This is a genomic window from Myroides phaeus (genome assembly GCF_900099675.1).
Taxonomy (GTDB): Bacteria; Bacteroidota; Bacteroidia; order Flavobacteriales; family Flavobacteriaceae; genus Flavobacterium; species Flavobacterium phaeum.
This window is the reverse complement of record NZ_FNDQ01000002.1, coordinates 28,622-50,489: the sequence shown is the minus strand read 5'-3', so window position 1 is coordinate 50,489 and position 21,868 is coordinate 28,622. Positions and strand designations below refer to the sequence as shown.

The following is a 21,868-nucleotide window of genomic DNA, read 5'->3' as shown; positions in this document are numbered from 1 at the left end:
TAATACTTCTTCTAATCTATTGTTCTAAAAAATCAGTTACCGTCTCTAAGTCATCAAAATGACTTCTCACACCTTTAATCTCTTGATAAGACTCATGTCCTTTACCTGCAATTAAAATTATATCTCCAGGTTCAGCTTGTTGACAAGCAAGCTTTATTGCTTGTTTTCTATCCTCAACAACAATCGTCTTCATTGCATTTTGTGGCTCTACCCCTTTTTCCATATCCTCTAAAATCATATAAGGATCTTCAAAACGAGGATTATCTGAAGTGAATATCACTTTGTTACTCATTTCAGATGCTATTTGCGCCATTTCAGGACGCTTTGTTTTATCTCTATTTCCACCACAACCGACAACTGTAATTAACTTTTCATTGAAAGTTCGGATAGAATTAATTGTTTCAATTACATTTTTCAACGCATCTGGCGTATGAGCATAATCTACAATTGCTGTTACTTTTTTAGAAGAAACTATAAACTGAAATCTACCTGCTACACTATGTAATTTACTTACTTCAAGTAAAGCATCGTCTTCAGAAATACCTAATTCTACAGCAGCTGCATAAACAGCTAATAGGTTATATGCATTAAACGCTCCTATCAATTGTACCCATATTTCTCGTTGATTTACTTTCATCAACATCCCTGAAAACTGACTTTCTAAAATCAGTCCTTTATAATCAGCAACTGTTTTTAGAGCATATGTTTTCAACTTTGCTTTTGAATTCTGAGTCATTACTAACCCATTTTTATCATCAACATTTGTAATTGCAAAAGCCTTTTTCGACAATTGGTCAAAAAAAGCTTGTTTCGCATTTCTATATTCTGCAAATGTTTTATGATAATCTAAATGATCATGTGTCAGGTTTGTAAAAATCCCTCCATCAAAATCAAGACCGAATGTTCGCATTTGAACTATTCCATGTGAACTAACTTCCATGAAACAATAATCACATCCTGCCTTAACCATCTCATTTAAATACTTATTAATAGTTAATGAATCTGGTGTCGTATGTGTAGCTTCATACGCTACTCCTCCAACTTTGATAACAACAGTTGACAACAACCCTGCTTCATAACCTAAATTCCTAAATAAGTTATATAATAATGTAGCTATCGTTGTTTTTCCATTAGTACCAGTAACACCAACTAACTTTATTTTTGCAGAAGGATTATCGTATAAATTGCTCGCAATTACTGCTAAAGCTTTATTACTATCTGCTACAACTATATAAGTAACATCTTCTTGTTTCACTTCTGGCATTATTTCACAAACAATAGCCTTAGCCCCTTGTGAAATTGCTTGTTCAATAAACTCGTGTCCATCAACTACAGAACCAGAAACAGCAACAAACAAACAGTTCTTTTTCACCTTACGTGAATCAAATTCAACTGTTTCTATCCCAAGATCTGTTGACCCAGATACAAGTTTTAATTCTGCTTTATATAGTAACTCTTTTAAATTCTTCACGATAGTTCTAATACTACTTTTTGTTTTTTATTTATTTTCTCTCCAGCAATTATTGATTGCTTTTTCACCTTTCCAATTCCCTTTACAATCACTTCTAATCCTAAATTCTCTAATAAAGGAACAGCATCCATAACATACATTCCCTGAACATTTGGCATTACTCCATTAGGATCATTAATTTGTGTATAATAATCCTCATATGTAGCATCAATCACATTTGGTACTGCATCAATATTTTTCAATTGCTTTGTAGTAGGCACATCCGTATAAATCTTTTGAGCAATTCTTTTAAATACCGGTCCAGAAACATCTGCTCCATAATAACTCTTAGTTCTATCTGGTTTATGAATAACCACAATACACGAATACTTAGGATCGTCTACTGGAAAATAGCCCGCAAAAGAAGATGAATAATACATATCCTTCCCTTTTCCTTTTCCATAATTAACCTGTGCTGTACCTGTTTTACCCGCCATTGAAAAGTTAGGAGAACTCAATTTTCGTCCTGTACCTTTCACAACAACGTTAGCTAAAACATTCTGTACTTGTTTAATTACCTCGGGAGAAGCAATTTGTGGATTTAACACCTCCTTATCAAATTGGACTACCGTTTTATTAAACTCTTTTACTTCAGAAACAAATTGAGGTCTAACCATCTCTCCATTATTTGCTACAGCATTATATAATGTCAATGTATGCAATGGAGTAATAGACAACCCATAACCAAATGCCATCCACGGTAAGGCTAATCCACTCCATCCCTTAACTCCTGGTTTAGGAACATAAGGCACTCCCCCTCCTTTTATTGATATATCTAAGGCTCTATCCATCCAAATAGAACTAATATAATCAGTAAACTCACTTGGCTTATTTTTAAATCCTTCATTTACAGCTTGTGTAATTACTGTATTTGAAGACACTTCAATTCCCCTTGCTAAAGATATTTTTCCATATCCACCCCATTTAGAATCTCTTACTCTGGCATTATAAAATCTCACAACACCATCATAAGTATCATAAATACGTGCAGTGTCCGACTTCCCTTTTTCTAATAATGCCAATAATGATGCTAACTTAAAAGTAGAACCAGGTTCGTGCTTTTCTCCTACAGCATAATTTACTGTCTCGTAATAATCTCCACTTTCAGAACGGCCTAAATTAGAAATAGCTCTAATTGCTCCTGTCTTCACTTCCATTACTACAACACAACCGTGATCTGCACTGTAATACTCCAATTGTTTTAACAATGCATGATGTGCAATATCTTGTATATACACATCTATCGTCGATACTATATCTTGTCCGTCTATTGGCTCGATCTCATTTTCATCATTAATTGGCTTCCATTGATCTTTACCCAAACTCTGCATCTTTCGTCTACCATCAACTCCACTCAAATAATATGTAAATGCTCCTTCTATTCCAACCCTACTATAAGTATTATCTTCGAACTTACGTTCATACCCAATTGTACGTTGCGCAATCTTCCCTATTGGATGTTGTCTCACTGTTTTTTGTAATGAGATAAAGCCTCCTTTATAAGGTCCTCTTCTTAAAAGAGGAAAGTCCTTCACTCTTACATACTGTGTATAGCTCAATCCTTTGGCTATAAAAACATATCTACTTCTGTTTTTACGCGCCTTTCTAAGCATGTTTTCATAATAGCTCGAAGGCTTCTTAAACATTACAGATAAAGAATCTGACAATGGCTTTACATTATCATAAAAATCTTTTTCTGCTGGTGCTACAGCATCAAAACGAATTTCAAAGACCGGAACAGAAGTTGCAAGCAAACTTCCATCTGAAGAATAAACATTCCCTCTATTTGCAGGGATATCTACCTCTTTAATTCTTGTTTTATCTTGTGCTTTCGCTCTTAATTCTTTTCCTTCAATGCCTTGAATCTGAACTAAGCGATAGACAATTCCTCCTGCCATAAGTAATACAAATACAGAAACAAGATAAATATTAGTATAAATATTTTTACCTTTTACTGCCATAGCTTACTCCAAAAACTTTCTTTTCCTTTTTCAATTGAAACCTTAATTTTCATTGGAGGCGTTTCTGATGGAAAAATCCCATCCTCTTCCAAATTCTTTGTGATTGTTGACTCCATCTTCAACTCCATCAATTCTGATCGTGTATCAACAAATTCTGCACGCAACATTTTCACATCGTGTGTAAGCTTTGCTATCTTAAAAACTTTTGACTCATAAGATTGCGTATTCCCTATTAATAATAAACTCAGAACAATAACATAAATAATAAAAGCCCAAGTCTTAGCAGAACCTTCATTTACAAGGATCTTAGCTTTGATTATATCTTTTGGACTTGTTATTTTCATTTCTTATTTCTTTTCAGCAATTCTAAGTTTAGCAGAACGCGCTCTATTATTAATCGCGATTTCTTCATCTGTCGGAATTATTAATTTCCCTAATTGTTTCATAGGAACTTCAAATCTTCCATAAAAATCCTTTTCAGGTTCTCCTTCAAACATTCCATTTTTCATAAAACGTTTTACTAAACGATCTTCTAATGAATGGTATGAAATAATACTCAAGCGTCCTCCTGGTTTTAAAATTTCCAAACTTTGTTCTAACATTTCCTTTAAAACATCCATTTCTTGATTCACCTCAATTCGAATCGCTTGATATATTTGTGCTAATATTTTAGCACTTCTGTGAACTGGTAAAAACCTTGCTAAAACAACTTTTAGTTCATCTGTATTTTTTATTGGATTATCTTGTCTTGCGTTTACAATTGTATTTGCAATTGAACCTGCATTTTTCAATTCACCGTACATAAAGAACATTTGTCTTAAGCTTGCTTCATCGTAATCATTTACAACATGGTAAGCAGACAATTCCCCCGACTGATTCATACGCATATCTAATTCTGCATCAAATCTTGTAGAAAATCCTCTTTCTGCAACATCAAATTGATGAGACGAAACACCTAAATCTCCTAATACTCCATCAACCTCTTTAACACCATAAAATCTTAAATATCTTTTAAGATGTCTAAAATTTTGATTAATCAATGTAAATCTCGGGTCATCAATTGCATTCTCCAATGCATCTTCATCTTGATCAAAAGCAAAAAGTTTTCCATCAGGTCCCAAGCGCTTCATAATCTCTCTCGAATGACCTCCTCCTCCAAAAGTCACATCTACATAAATCCCATTCGGATCAACTATTAAACCATCTATACTTTCAGCCAATAAAACTGGTCTGTGATATCCGTATTCTTCTTCTTTACTCATCAAAACTAATATTACTCATTACATCCTGTGCTAATTCCCCAAAATCATCATCATCTTCGTCAATCAAACTAGCTTCATATAACTTTTTATCCCAAATTTCAATTATTCCTATCTTCGACGAGAAAACCAATTCTTTGTTTATCCCAGCAAATTCTATTAAATCTTTTGCTATTAATAAACGTCCCGCATCATCAATTTCTACATTTTTAACCCCTGCCATGAAACGACGAATAAATTTATCGTTTTTCTTGTCAAATGGATTTAGCTTTTTTAGTTTACCCATCATAACATTCCATTCTTGCATAGGCCAAAGCTCTAAACAGGTTTCAAAAACAGATCTTTTTAACACAAAACCATCGGCAATAGCAGGCAGCTGCTTCTTTAAAGAAGCAGGAACCAACACTCTTCCCTTAGTGTCTATTTTGCATTCATATGTCCCTATTATTGACGTCAAAGCATACTTATAATTGTAATCTTAGCAAATGTAGTCATTTTTTTACCACAATTTACCACTTTTACCCACTTTGTTGATAAGTTTTTCGTATGTATTGTATTTATTGAGATTCCAATGATAATCGATTGACAATTAGCCCTTAATTACCAACTTACAAATCGTTTTACATATCTTTTTAAGAGTAATTCAACACTTTTTCAGCACCAAAAGTTCTTCACAAATTTTATGTTTAAAATAGTTAAATCAAGTAAAATGCATATCTCCCTATAAATTATTACTTTATTTACAAATATTGTCACTTATAAAAGCGTATATTTGTGGGAATTTAAAAATCGCATTTAGAAACTACATGGAGCGAACTTTAAAAGAAGATGGTAAATTCCGTTATGTTGAAATTGGTGAAGGAACACCAATTATCATTCTACACGGATTAATGGGAGGTCTAAGCAACTTTGACGGTGTTACAAATTTTTTCCCTAAACAAGGTTATAAGGTGGTTCTACCAGAACTACCTCTTTATACAAATAGCATTTTGAAAACAAACGTAAAAGCTTTTGCAAAATTTGTAAAAGATTTTATTGATACAAAAGGCTATGAAAAAGTTATCCTGCTTGGAAATTCTCTTGGCGGGCATATTGCGTTATATTTTTCGAAAATGTATCCTGAATACCTTAAAGCTATGGTTTTAACAGGAAGCTCTGGACTATATGAAAGCGCCATGGGAGATAGCTACCCTAAAAGAGGAAACTACGAATACATTAAGAAAAAAGCAGAAGATGTTTTTTATGACCCTACTATAGCTACAAAAGAATTAGTTGATGAAGTTTTTTCGACTGTTAATGATCGAATGAAAGTTATCAAAACAATTACAATTGCTAAAAGTGCTATTAGACACAATATGTCTAAAGACTTACCTAACATTCAAATTCCAACTTGCCTTATCTGGGGAAAAAATGATAAAGTAACTCCTCCTGAAGTTGCTATTGAATTTAATGAACTTCTTCCAGATGCAAGCTTATTCTGGATAGAAAAATGTGGGCACGCCGCAATGATGGAACATCCAGATCAATTCAACGAACTTTTGTTCTCTTGGTTTAATGAAAGAAATATCAAATAATAATGAAAATAAACACTGCTGAATTTGTTGTAAGTAATTCTGAATCTAAGAAGTGCCCTAACGAACCAATACCAGAGTATGCTTTTATTGGTAGATCAAACGTTGGTAAATCTTCGCTTATCAATATGCTTACAAATCAAAAATATTTAGCAAAAACATCTTCTCGCCCAGGAAAGACACAATTAATAAACCACTTTAAGATAAACTCTAATTGGTTTTTAGTCGATTTACCTGGATATGGATATGCTAAAGTTTCTAAAAAAACAAAGTCTACTTTTCAAAAATTCATTACTGACTATTTTGAAACAAGACAACAACTTGTAAGTGCTTTTGTTTTAATTGATATTAGACATGATGCTCAAAAAATCGACTTAGAATTCATGCAATATCTTGGAGAATCTGAAATTCCTTTCAGTATTATCTTCACTAAAGCGGATAAAGTAGGTCGACAAAAGGTACCTCAACTTGTTGCTAAATATCAAAAACAAATGTTAGCTAATAATTGGGCAGAAATGCCTCCTTACTTCGTTACCTCATCTGAAGACAAAACAGGTAGAGATGAAGTGCTAAATTATATTGATGAAATAAATCAAGATATATTTAAAAATCAAGGACCTCTATAAAAAAAACTGCTTATCAGCAGTTTTTTTTATACCTAAAATTAAATGTAATACTCATTTACAGTTATTATTCCCGCTCTAATGGCATAGCGTGTTGCGTCATGAACGTTATTAACACCTAATTTCTTAAATATATTTTTCCGATGTGTAATTACTGTATGCACACTTATGCTTCTATCAGAAGCTATCTCTTTTGTCATCTTTCCTGATGCAATCTCTTTTAAAATTTCTCTTTCAGAATTAGTTAATACTTGCTCAACTTTTTTAATACTCTGCTCGTGCTCTAAAATCTTATTACTTATTCGTGGAGAAACATACCTCTCAGAACAAAGCGTCTTCAATAATCCTTCTTTAATAACAGTTAATCTATCATCTTTAAAAAGAATATTAAATTGTGGCTTTCTATTACCTAAAAACTGCCTTAACCAAGATTCATTCAATTCTTTAAAACACAACAACCACGAAGAAGTTGTAAACTGATTTCGCATACTTACAACCTGCTCTATTTGACTATCAACAGTAGAGCAATACGGATCTAAGATTACTACTCCATTTGAATGTGAAACTAAAAACTGACGCAATTCGACCAAATTTCCTAATTCACTTATCTCAAATGCTGAATTTGTAAGCTCACTTATGATATGCTTTAATGCATACCTCATAATATCTTGACCATCTAAAACTCCTATATGCAACATTTTTCCTCGTAATTATTTTCTCCAACAAAGATATGATATCTAAATTAACAACGTTATTTCTATCAAATATAAACGAAAAAGGTTGTCTGTAGCATTTCTTCTACATAACAACCTTCTTCTAATTTAAAGCTAATTAATTCAATTTATCATTTACTTAATTTAGATATTTCCATTCTCTCTTTCTTCAACCAATGGTACTCTAAATAAATAATATTTACTATTAGGGACAAAATCACTCTGATCTGGAAAATTTAAAATACGATGACCTAATGGCAATAGATTTACTGTTACTATATTCACTTTCCCATTTGAATCTAATACTTCATATGAAAAAGGAACCCTCTTTGTTTGTGGATAACTTTTCCTAACTACACTTTGTTGATTACGTATTATATCAACAAGACTAAACCCTTCTCCAAAAAGCTCTTTTCTTCGCTCGATCCAAATAGCTTCTAACAAATCTTTACCTTGTAATCCACTCACCTGACTTGCTCCACGAGCTACTTTTAGGGCATTCAATCTATTTAACGCATCTCCATCTCCCAATTGTGCTTTTGCTTCCGCATTAATCAAATAAATCTCTGAAGTACGCATTAAAACAATATCTGCTATTTGTCCTGCCTTGAATTTAAACTTTGCATAACGCATATAAGCTTCATCTCCTTCTTTTGGTTTATCATTTGCCGGATCAGGAGCCCAATATATCATCTTCTTTCTATAATCCTCTTCTTCAAACATTTCTCTAAAATAAGGATCTGCATTAAAGCTAAAATAAAAACTCTCTTTTGATGTAACATCTAAAAAGTTAAACTGATAAGAAGCATCACTTTGATTTGGTGTTTGTTGATGTCCCCAAATCCACTCTTTATTTGAAGCATCGTTAAAACCGTCTTTATATTCCTCCTCTGTCATCAAATAACTATTTATTGCTAATAATGCATCTGAATATTTTTTAGCTTTCTCCCAATCCCTTGCATACAAAGTTGCTCTGGACAATAATCCTAATACAACTTCCTGGTCGATTTTATCTTTAGCATTACCACGTTTATATGTCTGCGTATCTGGAATCAAAGACAATGCCTCTTCTAAATCTTTTATAGCTTGATTATACAACTCACTAACACTCGCTAATGCTTTAGGACTACTATTTATAGTTGTAGGTTCTAAATAAATCGGAGCTGTTAATGCGTTTGGATTTACATCTATCGAAAAAGAATAATTTGAAGCTAAATGTAAATACATAAACCCTCTTAATGCTAACGCCTGTCCTTTAATTCTTTTCTTATCATTGACACTTCCTTCTGCAGCATCCACTTTTGCAATAACGTGGTTGACATTATTAATTGTATTATAAGTCAACTCCCAACTATGTGTATTTGTTCCTCCTCTTCCATATAAAGCTTTAAACGCATAATGATCGCGAAAACCATACCTACCATTCAACACTACATCGCTTCCCATAGCATCTCCTGCTCTTAAAAATGCTCCATAACCAGGATTAGCATAGGTATAGAAAGATTCCATTAATTGCCCCCAAGCTCCTGTCAAAACCTTCTCGTTATCAGCGGTAGTCGTAAACACTTTTGACTCTTCAACAGCATCCGTTGGTGAAGTATCTAAACTACAAGACACCAAAGACGTTGAAATTACAAAAACACCAATTATATATTTAAAAATTCTATTTTTCATCTTTTAGTAAATTATAGTTTAACATTCAACCCTAATGAGATTGTTCTCATAGAAGGGTAACGAAAATATGTTGTTCCAGCAAAAGTTTGCTCAGGATCTAAACCTTGTTCTTTTGTCAACGTAAACAAGTTTTCTGCTTGAAAAAACAAGCTCGCTGAGTTTAGTTTTATTTTTCTTAACCACTCTTGTGGTAGGTTATAAGTCAGCGTTATATTTTTTAATTTTAAAAATGATCTATCTACTAAGAAACGATCTGACTCTTTTGTCCAAGAGCTTTTAGGATCAGTCGTTAACCTCACAACATCTGTATTCGGATTTTCCGGTGTCCAACGATCTAACATATCACGACTCCAAGTGCCCCCATCTCCACTTTCTCTATATAGACTTAACTTATCTCTATTGTATATCTTCCCACCAATAGTATAAGTGAAATTAGCTGATAACTCCCAGTTCTTGTAAGCCAACTCTGCTTGAAAACCACCAGTTACATCTGGTAGTGAATTGCCTTTATAAACCTTATCCTTTACTTCTAATTCTGAATAGTCTTCTGTAATTCTTTTTGTACCATCCGTATTCTGAATATACCATTGTGGATTTCCATTTGCTGAATTAACTCCTGCCCATTCTACCATATAGAAATCATAAATTGAGCCTCCTTCTATCCATTTCTTAGAACCACTCCACATCTCTTTGGTTGGAAGTGAAGTAATCTTATTTTTATAAGTTGTCAAATTCAACCCTAAATGCAATCTCCAATCATCAGTTTGTATTGGCGAACCATCTACTGTAAATTCCCAACCATAATTATTAACAGCTCCTACATTTTCTTGTATTGATGAAAAACCTAATGAGGGCGCCAATGCTTTATCAAACAATAAATCTTTTGATCTACGCTCAAAATACTCAATCGAAGTATTTAAACGATTATTGAAGAAACTAAGGTCTAATCCTATGTTTAAGTTCATATTAGTTTCCCAAGACAATTCTGGCGTTTCTAAACGTGAAGCAACTAATCCCGATTCTCCTAAATTATTATAGATAGAAAACAATGACTGATAGGCATAATATCCAATATTATCGTTCCCTTGTGCTCCATAACTTGCTTTAAACAATGCATTTGACAACCAAGTATCTCGGTAGTTACTCATAAAATCCTCATCAATAATTCTCCAAGAAGCACCTACTGACCAAAAATCACCCCATCTATTTTTAGGTGAGAAACGAGAAGAACCATCTCTACGATATGAAGCTGATAAATAATATTTCTTATCGTATGAATATTGCGCATTACCAAAGAAACTCATCATCTTATATGCATCTGCTTTACCGTAAAAATCTACTAACCTCGATGCTGCATCAGGCTCTTCAAACCCTGCCTTAATAATTTGCTGGCGAACACCTCCAAAATAATTTGAATCATATTGATAGTATTCTTGTCCTACCATTAATGACAATGAGTTCTTATCATCAATATCTAAGTTATAGTTCAAAACGTTATTAAAGGTCATACTAACAGTACGCGTATTTCTGCGAGATACACTTCCTCCATTAGCAGCTGATGGTCCGAAATCTGGATTTGACACATTGTGATTGTATGTACTATTATAATCAATGTTCAAAGAAGACTTAAACTTTAAATTCTCTAAAAACTTAATTTGACCATAGGTACGGAAAGTAGCTACATCTTTTTTAATTTCACTTTTATCTTGTGGCAACGTTGCTACTAAATTATACTTGTTATAAGAGGTTTTTCTATAATTCCCATAATCAAAAATACGTTCTCCTGTTGAAGGGTCTATCAGATACTCTCCTGTTGTTAGATTGCGTTCATAAATAGGATAGAAAGAGGGCAAACCACGGGCAAACCCAATTACATTCGTAATCGCACTATCATCTTGTTTTGGATAGTCTTGAATAGAATGAGAAGCTGAAACATTCATTCCTATTTCTAACCAATCTTTCGCATCCATAATGATATTTGAACGAAGATTAAAACGTTTAAAACCTGATTCTAAAACATATCCTTGATCATTCAAGTACCCACCCGAAACATAGTATCGTGATTTTGCACTTCCTCCACTTACTCTTAAGTTCACATCTGTATATCTTGCATTTTGTGACAATGCATCACTCCAATCGTCATTCCACAATGGTTTCAATCCTGGCAATAGTTTTCCGTCTAAACCTACTGGATTTGGATTGTCTAATCCGTAAGGATTAATACCAATAGAGTTTACTAAGTTTGTTGAAGCATAAGCGGCGGCTTCTGAAGCAGACATTTTTGAATTGTCCATTTGCCCGTTTCGAATTGCCTCCCATTGCAACTCCATATATTGATTTGTACTTAACTGTTTATAATCACTTCTGGCGCGATTACTTATACCGTGTTTTGCAGTAATTTCAATCTGTGGTTCTGTTTCTCTTTTCCCTTGCTTAGTTGTAATCATAATCACCCCATTAGCTGCACGAGACCCATATAATGTTGCCGCTGTAGCGTCTTTCAATACAGAGATGGACTCAATATCTGATGCTGCAATTGCAGATAATCCTCCTTCATAAGGAACACCATCTACTACATATAATGGATCACTTTTAGCATTGATAGAACCAACTCCTCTGATGCGAATTGTAGCTTCTGACCCAGGCTGCCCACTTGCTGAAAAAGATTGTAACCCTGCAACAGAACCTTCTAATGCCTTTGATACATTACTCACTTGTGACTTTTCAATTGTTTTGGCTTGAATTAAACCAACAGAACCTGTATACGTCTTTTTGTTTGCTGTACCATAAGGAACTTGAATTACAACCTCAGATAACTCACTTGACTCGTATTGTAATGTTACATTGATTACTTCTTGTCCTTTATAAGTTACTTTCTGGGTTTGATAACCAATAAATGAAAACTCTAAAACTTGTCCTTCATTTACTTTGATCGAATAACCTCCATCAAGATCAGTCATTGTTCCTTGATTGGTTCCTTGAATTATTACGCTCACTCCTGGTAGCGTTCCCCCTGTATCACTAACATTACCGGATACAAGTCTTTCTTGTGCTTGCAACGTAATTATACTCGCAAATACAAATAAAATAGTGTAGATTTTTTGCATATAAATATCCTCACAACAACAGTGAACTGCTATTGTGTATTATTAAAGATTAATGGTATAAAAAAAATGATTAGGCTAAGAAAAGTATGCCTATAAAAAAGATTGGCTACATACAGCAGCACATACACATCGAAGATGATGCTTGCAAAGAAATAAAAGAGTCAGTAACAGTAACTATACGGAAAACACCTTCCCGTTGTAAGTAATTTGAGTTCATACTATTTATTTTTAGATTCACATTCTTTAAAAGCAGAAGGCAGATAACCTTACAATTGTTTAAAGGCCCCGAACCAAAACAACTAATTCACTTAACATATAAAGATTATCTTTCCTCTACTTTCCTGTTACAAATGTATTTTGAATCCATAAAAACTGAAATACCATAAATATGGTAGATTTTTAAATAATGAAAGACAAACTACTCTGCCATACTCTGCACTCAAATCAGAAAACATACCAATAAAAAAGGCCACCTATTTTAGGTGGCCTTGAAGGCAATCACAGTGATTAACCTTTATATTTTAAAGGTAAATAAACTACTTTTTTTGTTTCAAAAAACTCGTTGTCAAAAATGTTCGTTAAATCAAATTCAACCGCCTTTGGAAAATCCTTCAATTCTTCTGTCAAATCTCCTCCTTTTAAATAAAGAATTCCATTCTCAAACTCGTGCTTATTTTCTTTTGCTGTCTTATGTCTTATCCATTTCACAAAATCAGACATATTTGTAACAGCACGGCTTACAATAAAATCAAACTTCTCATCTACTGTTTCAGCACGCTTTTGCTCTGCTACAACATTTTTCAATTCTAATGCTTGAATTACTTCATTAACAACTCTAATCTTCTTAGCAATAATGTCTATTAAGTAAAACTGTGTTTCTGGATACAAAATAGCCAATGGAATTCCAGGAAAACCACCACCTGTACCAACATCCATAATCTTTGCTCCTGGTAAAAACTCCATTACCTTAGCTATTCCTAATGAATGCAATACGTGTTTTGTATATAACTCTTGTATGTCTTTACGTGAAATAACATTAATCTTTGCATTCCACTCAGTATAAACCTCTTCTAATTTTTCGAACTGACTAATCTGTAAAGGTGTCAAATCAGGAAAATATTTTAAGATTTCTTCCATGTCTAAAATTTTGACAAAAGTAGCCTTTTTATTGGTAAAAACAGAAAACTCATAACGATTAAACCACAATTAATAATTACCTTTGAGATAACCGATTAGTAAACCTTTATTTTAATATGAATTCTCAATTTTTATCTGATAGAATTAACAGTTTAACAACATCACAAACTTTAGCAATGGCGGCTAAAGCAAGAGAACTAAAATCTCAAGGAATTGATGTGATTAGTTTAAGTTTAGGAGAACCTGACTTTAATGCTCCTGAGTTTATCAAAGAAGCTGCTATACAAGCAATCAAAGATAACTTCAGCAAATACCCTCCTGTAGACGGATACATGGAGTTAAAAGAGGCTATAAGCAAAAAGTTTAAGAGAGATAACAATCTTAATTATGCTCCAAACCAAATTGTAGTTTCTACAGGTGCGAAACAATCTCTTTATAATGTTGCACAAGTAATGATTAATCCTGGTGATGAAGTTGTTATTCCTGCTCCTTATTGGGTTAGTTATGCTGAAATTGTAAAAATAGCTGGTGGTATTCCTGTGGAAGTTCCAACGTCTATAGACACTGATTTCAAAATTACTCCTGAGCAACTTGAAAGTGCAATTACTCCTAAAACTAAAATGATTTGGTTCTGTTCACCTTGTAATCCAAGTGGTTCTGTGTACAGTCAATCAGAATTTGAAGCGATTGCTACTGTATTAGAAAAACATCCTAATATCTTCATCTTATCGGATGAGATTTATGAACATATCAACTTTACAGGGTCTCATTGCAGTATTGGTACTATTGGTAATTTACAAAACCGTACTATTACTGTAAATGGTATCGCAAAAGCTTTTGCTATGACAGGTTACCGTATTGGATACATCGGTGCTCCTGAATTTATTGCTAAAGCGTGTACTAAAATGCAAGGACAAGTAACTTCGGGTGCTAATAGTATCGCTCAAAGAGCAACTATTACAGCGGTTGAAGCTGATCCAAGTGTTTTAAAAGAAATGGTTCAAGCTTTCCAAAAACGTAGAGACTTAGTTGTTGGTTTAATCAAAGAAATTCCTGGTATGAAGATTAATGTTCCTGAAGGAGCTTTTTACGTCTTCCCTGATGTATCTGCCTTATTTGGAAAAACATACCAAGGTGTTCAAGTAAACAATGCAGATGATTTATCAATGTATCTACTTGAAAAAGCTCACGTTGCTACTGTAACAGGTGATGCTTTTGGTAATCCTAACTGTATTCGTATGTCTTATGCTACAAGTGAAGACCAATTAATCGAAGCATTAAGAAGAGTAAAAGAGGCTTTAAAATAAGCCTAATACTCCTTAGATATATTAAAGGTTCTATAATTATAGAACCTTTTTTTGTTTCCACTACTGAAATTAAGTACTTTTAAATCAACAATAAAACATCACATTTTGGACTTATTACTTTCAAGTATCGCTAAGCACGTTTCTCTTACGAAAGAAGAACAACAAATTGTTTTAGAATCTTTTACTACTACACGATATCCTGCAAAAACTAAATTACTATTAGCTGGTGATGTTTGTGTAAACTCTTGTTTTGTCCTTTCTGGCATCTTGAGAAACTATTGTTTAGATGATCAAACAACTGAACACACTATGAGTTTTGCAACGACCAATTGGTGGATTGCTGATATGTATAGTTTTCTTTCTCAAAAACCAGGAGAGTCATATATAGAAGTAGTAGAAGACGCTATTGTAATGACAATTAGTAGAGATCATCAATTAGCGCTATTTGATCGCGTACCTAAAATTGAACGATATTTTAGAATCTTAATTGAACGCTCACTTGTTGCTAACCAACAACGATTAATGGACAATATGAGACTGACAGCGGAAGAGCGATATGAACGCTTTTGCAATCGTTTCCCTGAGATTAAATACAATCTACCTCAAAAACAAATTGCCTCGTATTTAGGCATTACTCCAGAATTTTTTAGTAAAATGAAAAAACGTTTACTGACAGGTAAATAACCTTTACTGTTTCTTAACCTACGTTAAGCAATAACACCTTTGCTCAGTTGTATCTTTGTACTATCAAAATGAAACAACTATGGAAAATAAAATTTTATACAAAGCAGATACAAGGGGATACGCTAACCACGGTTGGTTAAAATCTCATCATACTTTTAGTTTTGCAAACTATAGAAACAACGATAGAATACACTTTGGTGTACTACGCGTTTTAAATGACGACAATGTTGCTGCTGGTATGGGCTTTGGAACTCATCCTCACGACAATATGGAGATTATCTCTATTCCCCTATCAGGAAGCTTAGAACATAAAGATAGTATGGGAAATGGCACTATAATTCGCCAAGGAAAAATACAAGCAATGAGTGCAGGAACGGGAGTACAACACAGTGAGTTTAACCCAAGTGAAACAGAAGAAAGTAAATTCTTACAAATCTGGTTATTTCCCAATAAATTAAACGTTAAACCCAGATATGACCAAATTCAAATAAACAAAGATGACCGTCATAATAAATGGGACCAAATCTTATCGCCTAATCCAGAGGACAAAGGAGTTTGGATTAATCAAAACGCTTGGTTTCACATGGCTGATTTAGATACTGGAAAAGAATTAACGTATGATCTTAAAGATAAAAGTAATGGTATCTTCCTTTTTGTCTTGGAAGGACAAATTACAATCGACGATATAACACTTGACAAAAGAGATGCTATTGGTTTTTGGAATCAACCTAACTTTACGGTTCACGCACACGAAAATAGTCACATCTTAGTAATGGAAGTTCCGATGGAATTACCTGAATATTTACAATAAAAAAAGGCTCATCAATTGATGAGCCTTTTATATTAATTTCCGTTTTTTAAATTACGTACTTCTTCTTCTGTTAAGAATCTCCATTTACCTCTTGGTAAATTCCATTTAGTCAATCCTCCGTACATTACACGGTCTAATTTGATTACATTGTATTTTAATGACTCAAAAATAGCGCGTACTAACTTTACGTTTGATGCTTTTAATTTAATACCCACCTCTGTTTTTGGTTGGTCATCTACATAAGCAACATCTTCTGCAAATACACGACGCTCGTCAATGTACACACCTTTTTTAATTTTCTCTAAATCTTCATACTTTAAATTCTTATCTAAAGAAACATGGTATAATTTAGAAGAACGTTGTTCTGTTTTATTCAACTTTTGAATTAAATCACTGTCATTTGTAAATAACATTAATCCCATTGTCGTTTTATCCATACGACCAATTGGAGTTAACGGATACTTAGAAGCTCCCTTAATTAAACTTAAAATGTTTTCAGGACTAATTACTGGTTCATTAATACTTGAAAAACCTTTTGGTTTATTCAATAATACATAGATTTTTTTCTCTGGTGTAAGAACAGTTCCATCAAAGTTTACAACATCACTTGGCTTAACTCTATAACCTAACTCTGTTACTACTTCTCCATTCACTTTTACATTACCTGATACAATATATAGATCTGCATCACGACGAGAACATACACCTGAATTACCAATATATTTGTTTAGACGAATTTCATCAGACTCTTTAGAAGAAGACTTTACTTTTGGCTTTTTATCAAAAGATTTTGAAGCAGTAGTATTCGCTTGAATTCTCTTTAAATCTGCACTTTTTCCATCATTGCTTTTCGCAAAAGACTTCTTAGCGCCATCTCCACTCTTACTAAAAGATTTCTTAGCACCATTACCACTTTTCCCAAAAGGCTTTTTACCCGCTCCACTCTTACTCCCTGAGCGACCTGAATTATTATTTCTTGAATTCGACTTACCGTTATTCATATCAAAAAGATTTTTGCAAAGATAGATATTCTCCGCTTTAATTAACATTACAATAAAAGTTTACAAAACTTTTATTACTATAAAGATTCTTTAAGTAGAATCTTACCGCTTACTACTACCTCTGGGTTAATCAATATAATTGAAAACACTCCTAATAGTATTAGCAACTTTAAGCTCACATGCAGACTATGGTACTCACCGATAGCATCTGATTTCCATAACTTGTACAAAAATAAGATCAATACACCAATACTCATATAAAAGTAATACACCATATACCCTACCTCTAAAGCGTGATCACTCACAATCAAATAGATTGGTACAAGTGTTAATACAGTTACTGCTGTGATTATTTGTTTTGCTTTCTTTTCTCCAAACCGAACCGGAATAGTTTGGTAATTGTTAGCAAAATCTCCCTTAATATTTTCCATGTCTTTAATCAACTCGCGTATTAGAATAATCAAATACAAAAAAGAAGCATGTAAAAATATTGTTGAGTAGAAAAATTTAAAATGCATAAGAATACTAAAGAAAGGCAATATGGCAAGTAACGATGCTGTTAAATTACCAATAATTGGATATTTCTTTAGTTTGTGGGAATAGAACCACAACAAAAATATATAACCCGAAAAGAATAAAGAAACATGAAAAGATACAGGTAGTACAATTAAAACAGACAAGAAGTTAAGCGCAAAATACACACGTAACTTAGTCGCTTGACTAACTAACTTATCTAACATAGACTTCGCAGGTCGATTGATCAAATCTTTTTCAGCATCGTAGAAGTTATTAATAATATAACCTCCTGCAATTGCTAATGAAGAAGCGAATATAATCAGGAACAAGCGCCAATCTAATACAACATCAAGTGCTCTTTTCTGAGGGGCAAATATAAATATAGACGCTAAGTATTGCGCCATTACAATGATAAAAATATTATAACCTCTCACTACAGAGAACAAGCTGAATATCTTAGCTAAGAGTAATTTATTTTTCCTAGATAACATTTCTTTCCTTGTATCTAAATTTATTCGCCTAAGCGAAAGGTTATAACATTTCTTCTTTCTAATTAGAATTGATATACAACTTCTAATTTATAATCTTTAAGAGATTCTTTTGCTTTTTCAATATCTGCTGTAAAACCTAAGATGTATCCTCCACCTCCAGATCCACATAACTTCAAATAGTAATCATTTGTCTCAATTCCCTTTTGCCAAACATTGTGGAATTGCTCTGGGATCATTGGTTTAAAATGATTTAATACTACTTTAGATAATTGTTTTGTATTACTAAATAAAGACTTAACATCTCCTTTCAAGAAGTTTTCAACACAAGCATCTGTATGTTTTACAAACTGCTCTTTCAACATCTGACGGAAACCTTGGTCTTTTAAGTTCTCCATAAATATAGTAATCATTGGAGCTGTTTCTCCAACAATACCAGAATCGATCAAGAAAACTCCTCCTTTACCATCTACACTTTGTGAAGGAATACCTGCTGGTTCAATATTGTCTTTTGAATTAATCAATATTGGCAAGCTTAAATAACTGTTTAAAGGATCTAATCCCGAACTCGTACCGTGAAAAAATGCTTCCATTTTTCCAAAGATGCCTTTTAAAACAAGTAACTTGTCTTTCGTCAAGTTCTCCAATACCGTTATCTTCTCAAAAGCATACTGGTCATAAATAGCAGCAACTAATGCTCCACTACTTCCCACACCATATCCTTGTGGAATACTCGAGTCAAAATACAACCCTTCCTCAATCTCGTTATTTAAACGATCTAAATCAAATTGCACTAATGTTGGTTCTGTCTCTTGCAAATCTCTTAAATAAGCAGCAAAATTTCTCAAACTCTCATTTGATTTTAATGCAACACCCTCTAATTTGTCTGCAATTTTCAAAGCTCCCTTATAAAAATTATAAGGAATCGATAAACCTTTTGAATCTCTAATGATTCCATATTCTCCAAAAAGAAGAATCTTCGAATAAAATAATGGTCCTTTCATAGCTATAAAAGTGAATTCACCCTGCAAAAATACATATTATATTCTCACAGGCCTTTCTTTCCTATATATTTTTTTATAAATACCTGTTTTTAAAGCCATAAACACAATGTCTACAACCATTCTGACAACATTGTCCTTTCATCAAATGATATAATTCTGTAAATACAAAGTACTCATTTTCCATATAATAATGTATTCCCTCTTCCATCTCACTTCTTCGCTTTGGAAATTCCTTGCCTTTCGCAAATTCAATCATCTCGTTAAACTTAACTAAACAATCATTACAAAGACATTTGTGATATGAACTTCCTAAAAAAGATCTTGTAGCATTAGAAATCGTTACTTCACTACACGCACAATGAGCAATATCTTCCGTTTTACAATCAATAGGTGCTTTACAATGTGTACATACTTTGTTCTTAGTCATAACTTATCGCATTGTTGCAAAATTATAAAACCTCATCTTACCATTCGCCTCCACTTCAATCGTTTGTTCTGTTCGTTGACCTGTTGGACGTTCAAGTTCAATTGTCAATTTATTCATACCTGTTTGAAGAGGAATACGAACATAGTTAATCTGGGCTGGTAATGTCTGCCAGTTACGAGTATCTGCTTTTTCGGAAAACATATTAAATAACTGTACTCCCAAACCAAGTCCCTCTAACAAAGCATTATTATCTCCGTTTTTACCATTTGAACGAGCTGCTGATTTCAACGCATATTCTGCTGATTTCTTTACAGCTACGCGAGTTAATATCTTACTTAATTCCTTACCTGCGCGTTCATCTAATGTTTTCACAGCTAAAACATCAATATCTTCAACTTTTTCAAATCTATATTTATCTCCAGTATTCGTTTTTACCGTTGCAAAGGTATAGGGTGGTTTCTGAACAATATATTTCGGGTAAGCAATATTCAAACTATGAACATCATTCAAACTTGTCTTTCCTGCTATTCCAAAGTCTATTGGAATCATAATTCCCAAGGCATTTGTAAAGAACACACCTCCATCTTCTCCTTTTACTAAAGAGAAAAATACGTTTTCTTGTTCTTTAATTGGCGCTCTACCATTTTCCCAAAAAACGACTAATTCTCCACCAGCAGTAGCTTGATAATCTTTGAACTTCATATTAAAATCGCGTTCAAACTTATCCAACTCACTTTTAAATCCCATACGCGAAGCCATTCTCATAACATCGTATTTAAGATTTTCAGGCATTGCTACTCCATAATAAAGTCCGCCTTTAGCATTCTGATATACCTCAACTGCATTTCGATAAGCGATAAACGCATCGTTATAATTTCCACTTGCTTCATAAATCAACCCTTGTAAGGTCAATGAAAATGCATCTTTTGAATAACGAGTACTTTTCTCTTTATACTTGTCGCCTTGTGCATAATTCTGTAGTGTAATACGACGAGCCTCAACAATAGCTTCATCAAACTGACCTAAGTACAAATAGTTTAAAGCTTTGTAATAATGTAACATAAAAATTTCAAACTCCTCTCCTTTGTAATTTTGAGACATTGAGTTTAAAAACAATCCTACCGCTACATCACCTGTACTTTTTAAACCATCTTCTATTAATAGATCGGCTTCATTAAGGTACTTATTACTACTCGCATAATCTCCTTTCAAATGAGCTACACGGCCTTTTTCCATATAAAACAACAACTTGTTTCTCGACTTTTGCAACAATGCATTTTTGTCCAAAGCTTTCTCAGCCTCTTCAAATTGAGACGAACCAAGTTTCTGATAATAATCCGTTATCCTATCGTGATAAGAAGCACATCCAAACACGAAAAACATCAGTGCAAATAACACTGATGTTTTTGTGAAAGAATATATGGTTTTGTATGAAACCATCTATAATATTTTAAATTAGTTCTTTACGTATTTAGCAATTTTCTTCTCTCCAATCCAAACAACTTCTCCAGATTGAATGTTTGTTAATTCTAAATTCACTTGGTAGTAAACTACTTTCTTCTTTTTGTGAGAGTCAACAATTGAGTTGATAGAACCTTGAAGAATATAATCTGCTCCATTCTCTAATCCGAATTTCTTCATTGTAGAAACAGAAGAGTTTGTTTGTTGATCAGCTCTTTCAGCTCTCAATTCTTCTCTTTTTGCTCCTCCTTGAACTAAACGTACTCTTTGTGATTGAATAAAAGATCTTTCAACATCTTTTACGAATGTTTCTGCATCAATATGCTCATGACTTTTATTTTGAACCATACCAACAATTACAACTGGTTTTTTTCCAGCATTGCTTTCTTGGTGATCTCCAATCCAAGATCCGCTTAAGATTTGGCTTGTCATTTGCTCTGCAACTTCTCTTGAGTCTGTATTGTTCCATCTACCGCTAATATCGATAGTTTCTTCAATCCCTACTCTTGTTACTTGACGTCCACATGACGTGATAAATATTCCTGATGCAGCCAATATTGTAGCTAACGCAATACGTTTAATTTGCATAATCTTCTTCTTATTATTTTTACTTT

At 33.3% G+C, this 21,868-nt stretch carries 20 protein-coding genes; 5 read left to right on the top strand and 15 right to left on the bottom strand.

The window, feature by feature from the left end; translation table 11 throughout:
- Positions 1–16 precede the first annotated feature (16 nt).
- Genes BLT46_RS01225 through mraZ form a run of 5 tightly spaced genes read right to left on the bottom strand, consistent with a single transcriptional unit; the run spans position 17 to position 5,187 of the window.
- Positions 17–1,471: a UDP-N-acetylmuramoyl-L-alanyl-D-glutamate--2,6-diaminopimelate ligase gene (locus tag BLT46_RS01225; protein ID WP_090404979.1), complete on the bottom strand. Its 1,455-nt coding sequence runs from the start codon at positions 1,469–1,471 to the stop codon at positions 17–19.
- Entirely contained in the window at positions 1,468–3,471 is a 2,004-nt protein-coding gene (locus BLT46_RS01220; RefSeq protein ID WP_090404976.1) for a penicillin-binding protein, read from the bottom strand. Before BLT46_RS01220 ends, BLT46_RS01225 begins: the two co-directional genes overlap by 4 nt.
- The gene (locus BLT46_RS01215) at positions 3,462–3,815 is read right to left on the bottom strand and encodes an FtsL-like putative cell division protein (RefSeq protein ID WP_090404973.1); all 354 of its coding nucleotides are present in this window, start codon (positions 3,813–3,815) and stop codon (positions 3,462–3,464) included. The genes BLT46_RS01220 and BLT46_RS01215 overlap by 10 nt, the downstream gene beginning before the upstream one ends.
- A gap of 3 nt (positions 3,816–3,818) precedes the next feature.
- The gene (rsmH, locus tag BLT46_RS01210) at positions 3,819–4,733 is read right to left on the bottom strand and encodes a 16S rRNA (cytosine(1402)-N(4))-methyltransferase RsmH (RefSeq protein WP_090404970.1); all 915 of its coding nucleotides are present in this window, start codon (positions 4,731–4,733) and stop codon (positions 3,819–3,821) included.
- The gene (gene mraZ, locus BLT46_RS01205) at positions 4,726–5,187 is read right to left on the bottom strand and encodes a division/cell wall cluster transcriptional repressor MraZ (protein ID WP_090404967.1); all 462 of its coding nucleotides are present in this window, start codon (positions 5,185–5,187) and stop codon (positions 4,726–4,728) included. The genes rsmH and mraZ overlap by 8 nt, the downstream gene beginning before the upstream one ends.
- 349 nt (positions 5,188–5,536) lie before the next feature.
- Between mraZ and BLT46_RS01200 the strand changes: the two genes are divergently transcribed.
- Together BLT46_RS01200 and yihA are read left to right on the top strand one after the other, a co-directional pair.
- Positions 5,537–6,304 (top strand): alpha/beta fold hydrolase, encoded by a 768-nt coding sequence (locus BLT46_RS01200; RefSeq protein WP_090404964.1) that lies wholly within the window; start codon positions 5,537–5,539, stop codon positions 6,302–6,304.
- A 2-nt stretch (positions 6,305–6,306) separates the two neighbouring features.
- Positions 6,307–6,927, top strand: coding sequence for a ribosome biogenesis GTP-binding protein YihA/YsxC (gene yihA / locus BLT46_RS01195; RefSeq protein WP_090404961.1), 621 nt, complete (start codon positions 6,307–6,309; stop codon positions 6,925–6,927).
- 38 nt (positions 6,928–6,965) lie between these two features.
- Here the strand turns inward: yihA and BLT46_RS01190 are convergent, their stop codons facing one another.
- The 4 genes from BLT46_RS01190 to rsmG form a co-directional block, all read right to left on the bottom strand.
- Positions 6,966–7,622: a response regulator transcription factor gene (locus tag BLT46_RS01190; protein WP_090404959.1), complete on the bottom strand. Its 657-nt coding sequence runs from the start codon at positions 7,620–7,622 to the stop codon at positions 6,966–6,968.
- Between the two features lie 159 nt (positions 7,623–7,781).
- Positions 7,782–9,311 carry a RagB/SusD family nutrient uptake outer membrane protein gene (locus tag BLT46_RS01185; RefSeq protein ID WP_090404956.1) on the bottom strand — a complete coding sequence of 510 codons (1,530 nt, stop codon included), beginning with the start codon at positions 9,309–9,311 and terminating at the stop codon, positions 7,782–7,784.
- An 11-nt stretch (positions 9,312–9,322) separates the two neighbouring features.
- Positions 9,323–12,418, bottom strand: coding sequence for a SusC/RagA family TonB-linked outer membrane protein (locus tag BLT46_RS01180; RefSeq protein WP_090404953.1), 3,096 nt, complete (start codon positions 12,416–12,418; stop codon positions 9,323–9,325).
- 507 nt (positions 12,419–12,925) lie between these two features.
- On the bottom strand, positions 12,926–13,555 hold the full coding sequence (gene rsmG / locus BLT46_RS01175) for a 16S rRNA (guanine(527)-N(7))-methyltransferase RsmG (RefSeq protein WP_090404951.1): 630 nt from the start codon (positions 13,553–13,555) through the stop codon (positions 12,926–12,928).
- A 116-nt stretch (positions 13,556–13,671) separates the two neighbouring features.
- Between rsmG and BLT46_RS01170 the strand changes: the two genes are divergently transcribed.
- The 3 genes from BLT46_RS01170 (at position 13,672) to BLT46_RS01160 (ending at position 16,357) form a co-directional block, all read left to right on the top strand.
- Entirely contained in the window at positions 13,672–14,862 is a 1,191-nt protein-coding gene (locus BLT46_RS01170) for a pyridoxal phosphate-dependent aminotransferase (protein WP_090404948.1), read from the top strand.
- 105 nt (positions 14,863–14,967) lie between these two features.
- Positions 14,968–15,546 carry a Crp/Fnr family transcriptional regulator gene (locus BLT46_RS01165; protein ID WP_090404945.1) on the top strand — a complete coding sequence of 193 codons (579 nt, stop codon included), beginning with the start codon at positions 14,968–14,970 and terminating at the stop codon, positions 15,544–15,546.
- Positions 15,547–15,625: 79 nt separating this feature from the next.
- Entirely contained in the window at positions 15,626–16,357 is a 732-nt protein-coding gene (locus BLT46_RS01160) for a pirin family protein (protein WP_090404941.1), read from the top strand.
- 32 nt (positions 16,358–16,389) lie between these two features.
- Here BLT46_RS01160 and BLT46_RS01155 read toward each other — a convergent pair whose 3' ends face one another.
- The 6 genes from BLT46_RS01155 to BLT46_RS01130 all read right to left on the bottom strand — a co-directional run bounded on the left by BLT46_RS01155 (position 16,390) and on the right by BLT46_RS01130 (position 21,842).
- Entirely contained in the window at positions 16,390–17,358 is a 969-nt protein-coding gene (locus BLT46_RS01155) for a pseudouridine synthase (RefSeq protein ID WP_090404938.1), read from the bottom strand.
- A gap of 77 nt (positions 17,359–17,435) precedes the next feature.
- Positions 17,436–18,365 carry a geranylgeranylglycerol-phosphate geranylgeranyltransferase gene (locus BLT46_RS01150; RefSeq protein ID WP_090404935.1) on the bottom strand — a complete coding sequence of 310 codons (930 nt, stop codon included), beginning with the start codon at positions 18,363–18,365 and terminating at the stop codon, positions 17,436–17,438.
- Positions 18,366–18,427: 62 nt separating this feature from the next.
- Positions 18,428–19,366, bottom strand: a complete 939-nt coding sequence (locus tag BLT46_RS01145) for a mevalonate kinase family protein (protein WP_090404932.1) — start codon at positions 19,364–19,366, stop codon at positions 18,428–18,430.
- A gap of 73 nt (positions 19,367–19,439) precedes the next feature.
- On the bottom strand, positions 19,440–19,793 hold the full coding sequence (locus BLT46_RS01140; RefSeq protein ID WP_090404929.1) for a C1orf53 family protein: 354 nt from the start codon (positions 19,791–19,793) through the stop codon (positions 19,440–19,442).
- 3 nt (positions 19,794–19,796) lie between these two features.
- Complete coding sequence (locus tag BLT46_RS01135; RefSeq protein WP_090404926.1) at positions 19,797–21,233, bottom strand: COG3014 family protein; 1,437 nt, start codon at positions 21,231–21,233, stop codon at positions 19,797–19,799.
- 15 nt (positions 21,234–21,248) lie between these two features.
- Positions 21,249–21,842, bottom strand: a complete 594-nt coding sequence (locus BLT46_RS01130) for a penicillin-binding protein activator LpoB (RefSeq protein ID WP_090405375.1) — start codon at positions 21,840–21,842, stop codon at positions 21,249–21,251.
- Positions 21,843–21,868: the final 26 nt, after the last annotated feature.

What these genes read in the sequence shown, in the direction of transcription:
- BLT46_RS01160 (WP_090404941.1), top strand. Translation starts at nt 15,626, where the DNA reads ATGGAAAATAAAATTTTATACAAAGCAGATACAAGGGGATACGCTAAC.
- BLT46_RS01130 (WP_090405375.1), bottom strand. Translation starts at nt 21,842, where the DNA reads ATGCAAATTAAACGTATTGCGTTAGCTACAATATTGGCTGCATCAGGA.
- yihA (WP_090404961.1), top strand. Translation starts at nt 6,307, where the DNA reads ATGAAAATAAACACTGCTGAATTTGTTGTAAGTAATTCTGAATCTAAG.
- BLT46_RS01200 (WP_090404964.1), top strand. Translation starts at nt 5,537, where the DNA reads ATGGAGCGAACTTTAAAAGAAGATGGTAAATTCCGTTATGTTGAAATT.
- rsmG (WP_090404951.1), bottom strand. Translation starts at nt 13,555, where the DNA reads ATGGAAGAAATCTTAAAATATTTTCCTGATTTGACACCTTTACAGATT.
- BLT46_RS01170 (WP_090404948.1), top strand. Translation starts at nt 13,672, where the DNA reads ATGAATTCTCAATTTTTATCTGATAGAATTAACAGTTTAACAACATCA.
- BLT46_RS01155 (WP_090404938.1), bottom strand. Translation starts at nt 17,358, where the DNA reads ATGAATAACGGTAAGTCGAATTCAAGAAATAATAATTCAGGTCGCTCA.
- BLT46_RS01190 (WP_090404959.1), bottom strand. Translation starts at nt 7,622, where the DNA reads ATGTTGCATATAGGAGTTTTAGATGGTCAAGATATTATGAGGTATGCA.
- BLT46_RS01135 (WP_090404926.1), bottom strand. Translation starts at nt 21,233, where the DNA reads ATGGTTTCATACAAAACCATATATTCTTTCACAAAAACATCAGTGTTA.
- BLT46_RS01220 (WP_090404976.1), bottom strand. Translation starts at nt 3,471, where the DNA reads ATGGCAGTAAAAGGTAAAAATATTTATACTAATATTTATCTTGTTTCT.
- BLT46_RS01185 (WP_090404956.1), bottom strand. Translation starts at nt 9,311, where the DNA reads ATGAAAAATAGAATTTTTAAATATATAATTGGTGTTTTTGTAATTTCA.
- BLT46_RS01215 (WP_090404973.1), bottom strand. Translation starts at nt 3,815, where the DNA reads ATGAAAATAACAAGTCCAAAAGATATAATCAAAGCTAAGATCCTTGTA.
- BLT46_RS01145 (WP_090404932.1), bottom strand. Translation starts at nt 19,366, where the DNA reads ATGAAAGGACCATTATTTTATTCGAAGATTCTTCTTTTTGGAGAATAT.
- rsmH (WP_090404970.1), bottom strand. Translation starts at nt 4,733, where the DNA reads ATGAGTAAAGAAGAAGAATACGGATATCACAGACCAGTTTTATTGGCT.
- BLT46_RS01150 (WP_090404935.1), bottom strand. Translation starts at nt 18,365, where the DNA reads ATGTTATCTAGGAAAAATAAATTACTCTTAGCTAAGATATTCAGCTTG.
- BLT46_RS01140 (WP_090404929.1), bottom strand. Translation starts at nt 19,793, where the DNA reads ATGACTAAGAACAAAGTATGTACACATTGTAAAGCACCTATTGATTGT.
- BLT46_RS01180 (WP_090404953.1), bottom strand. Translation starts at nt 12,418, where the DNA reads ATGCAAAAAATCTACACTATTTTATTTGTATTTGCGAGTATAATTACG.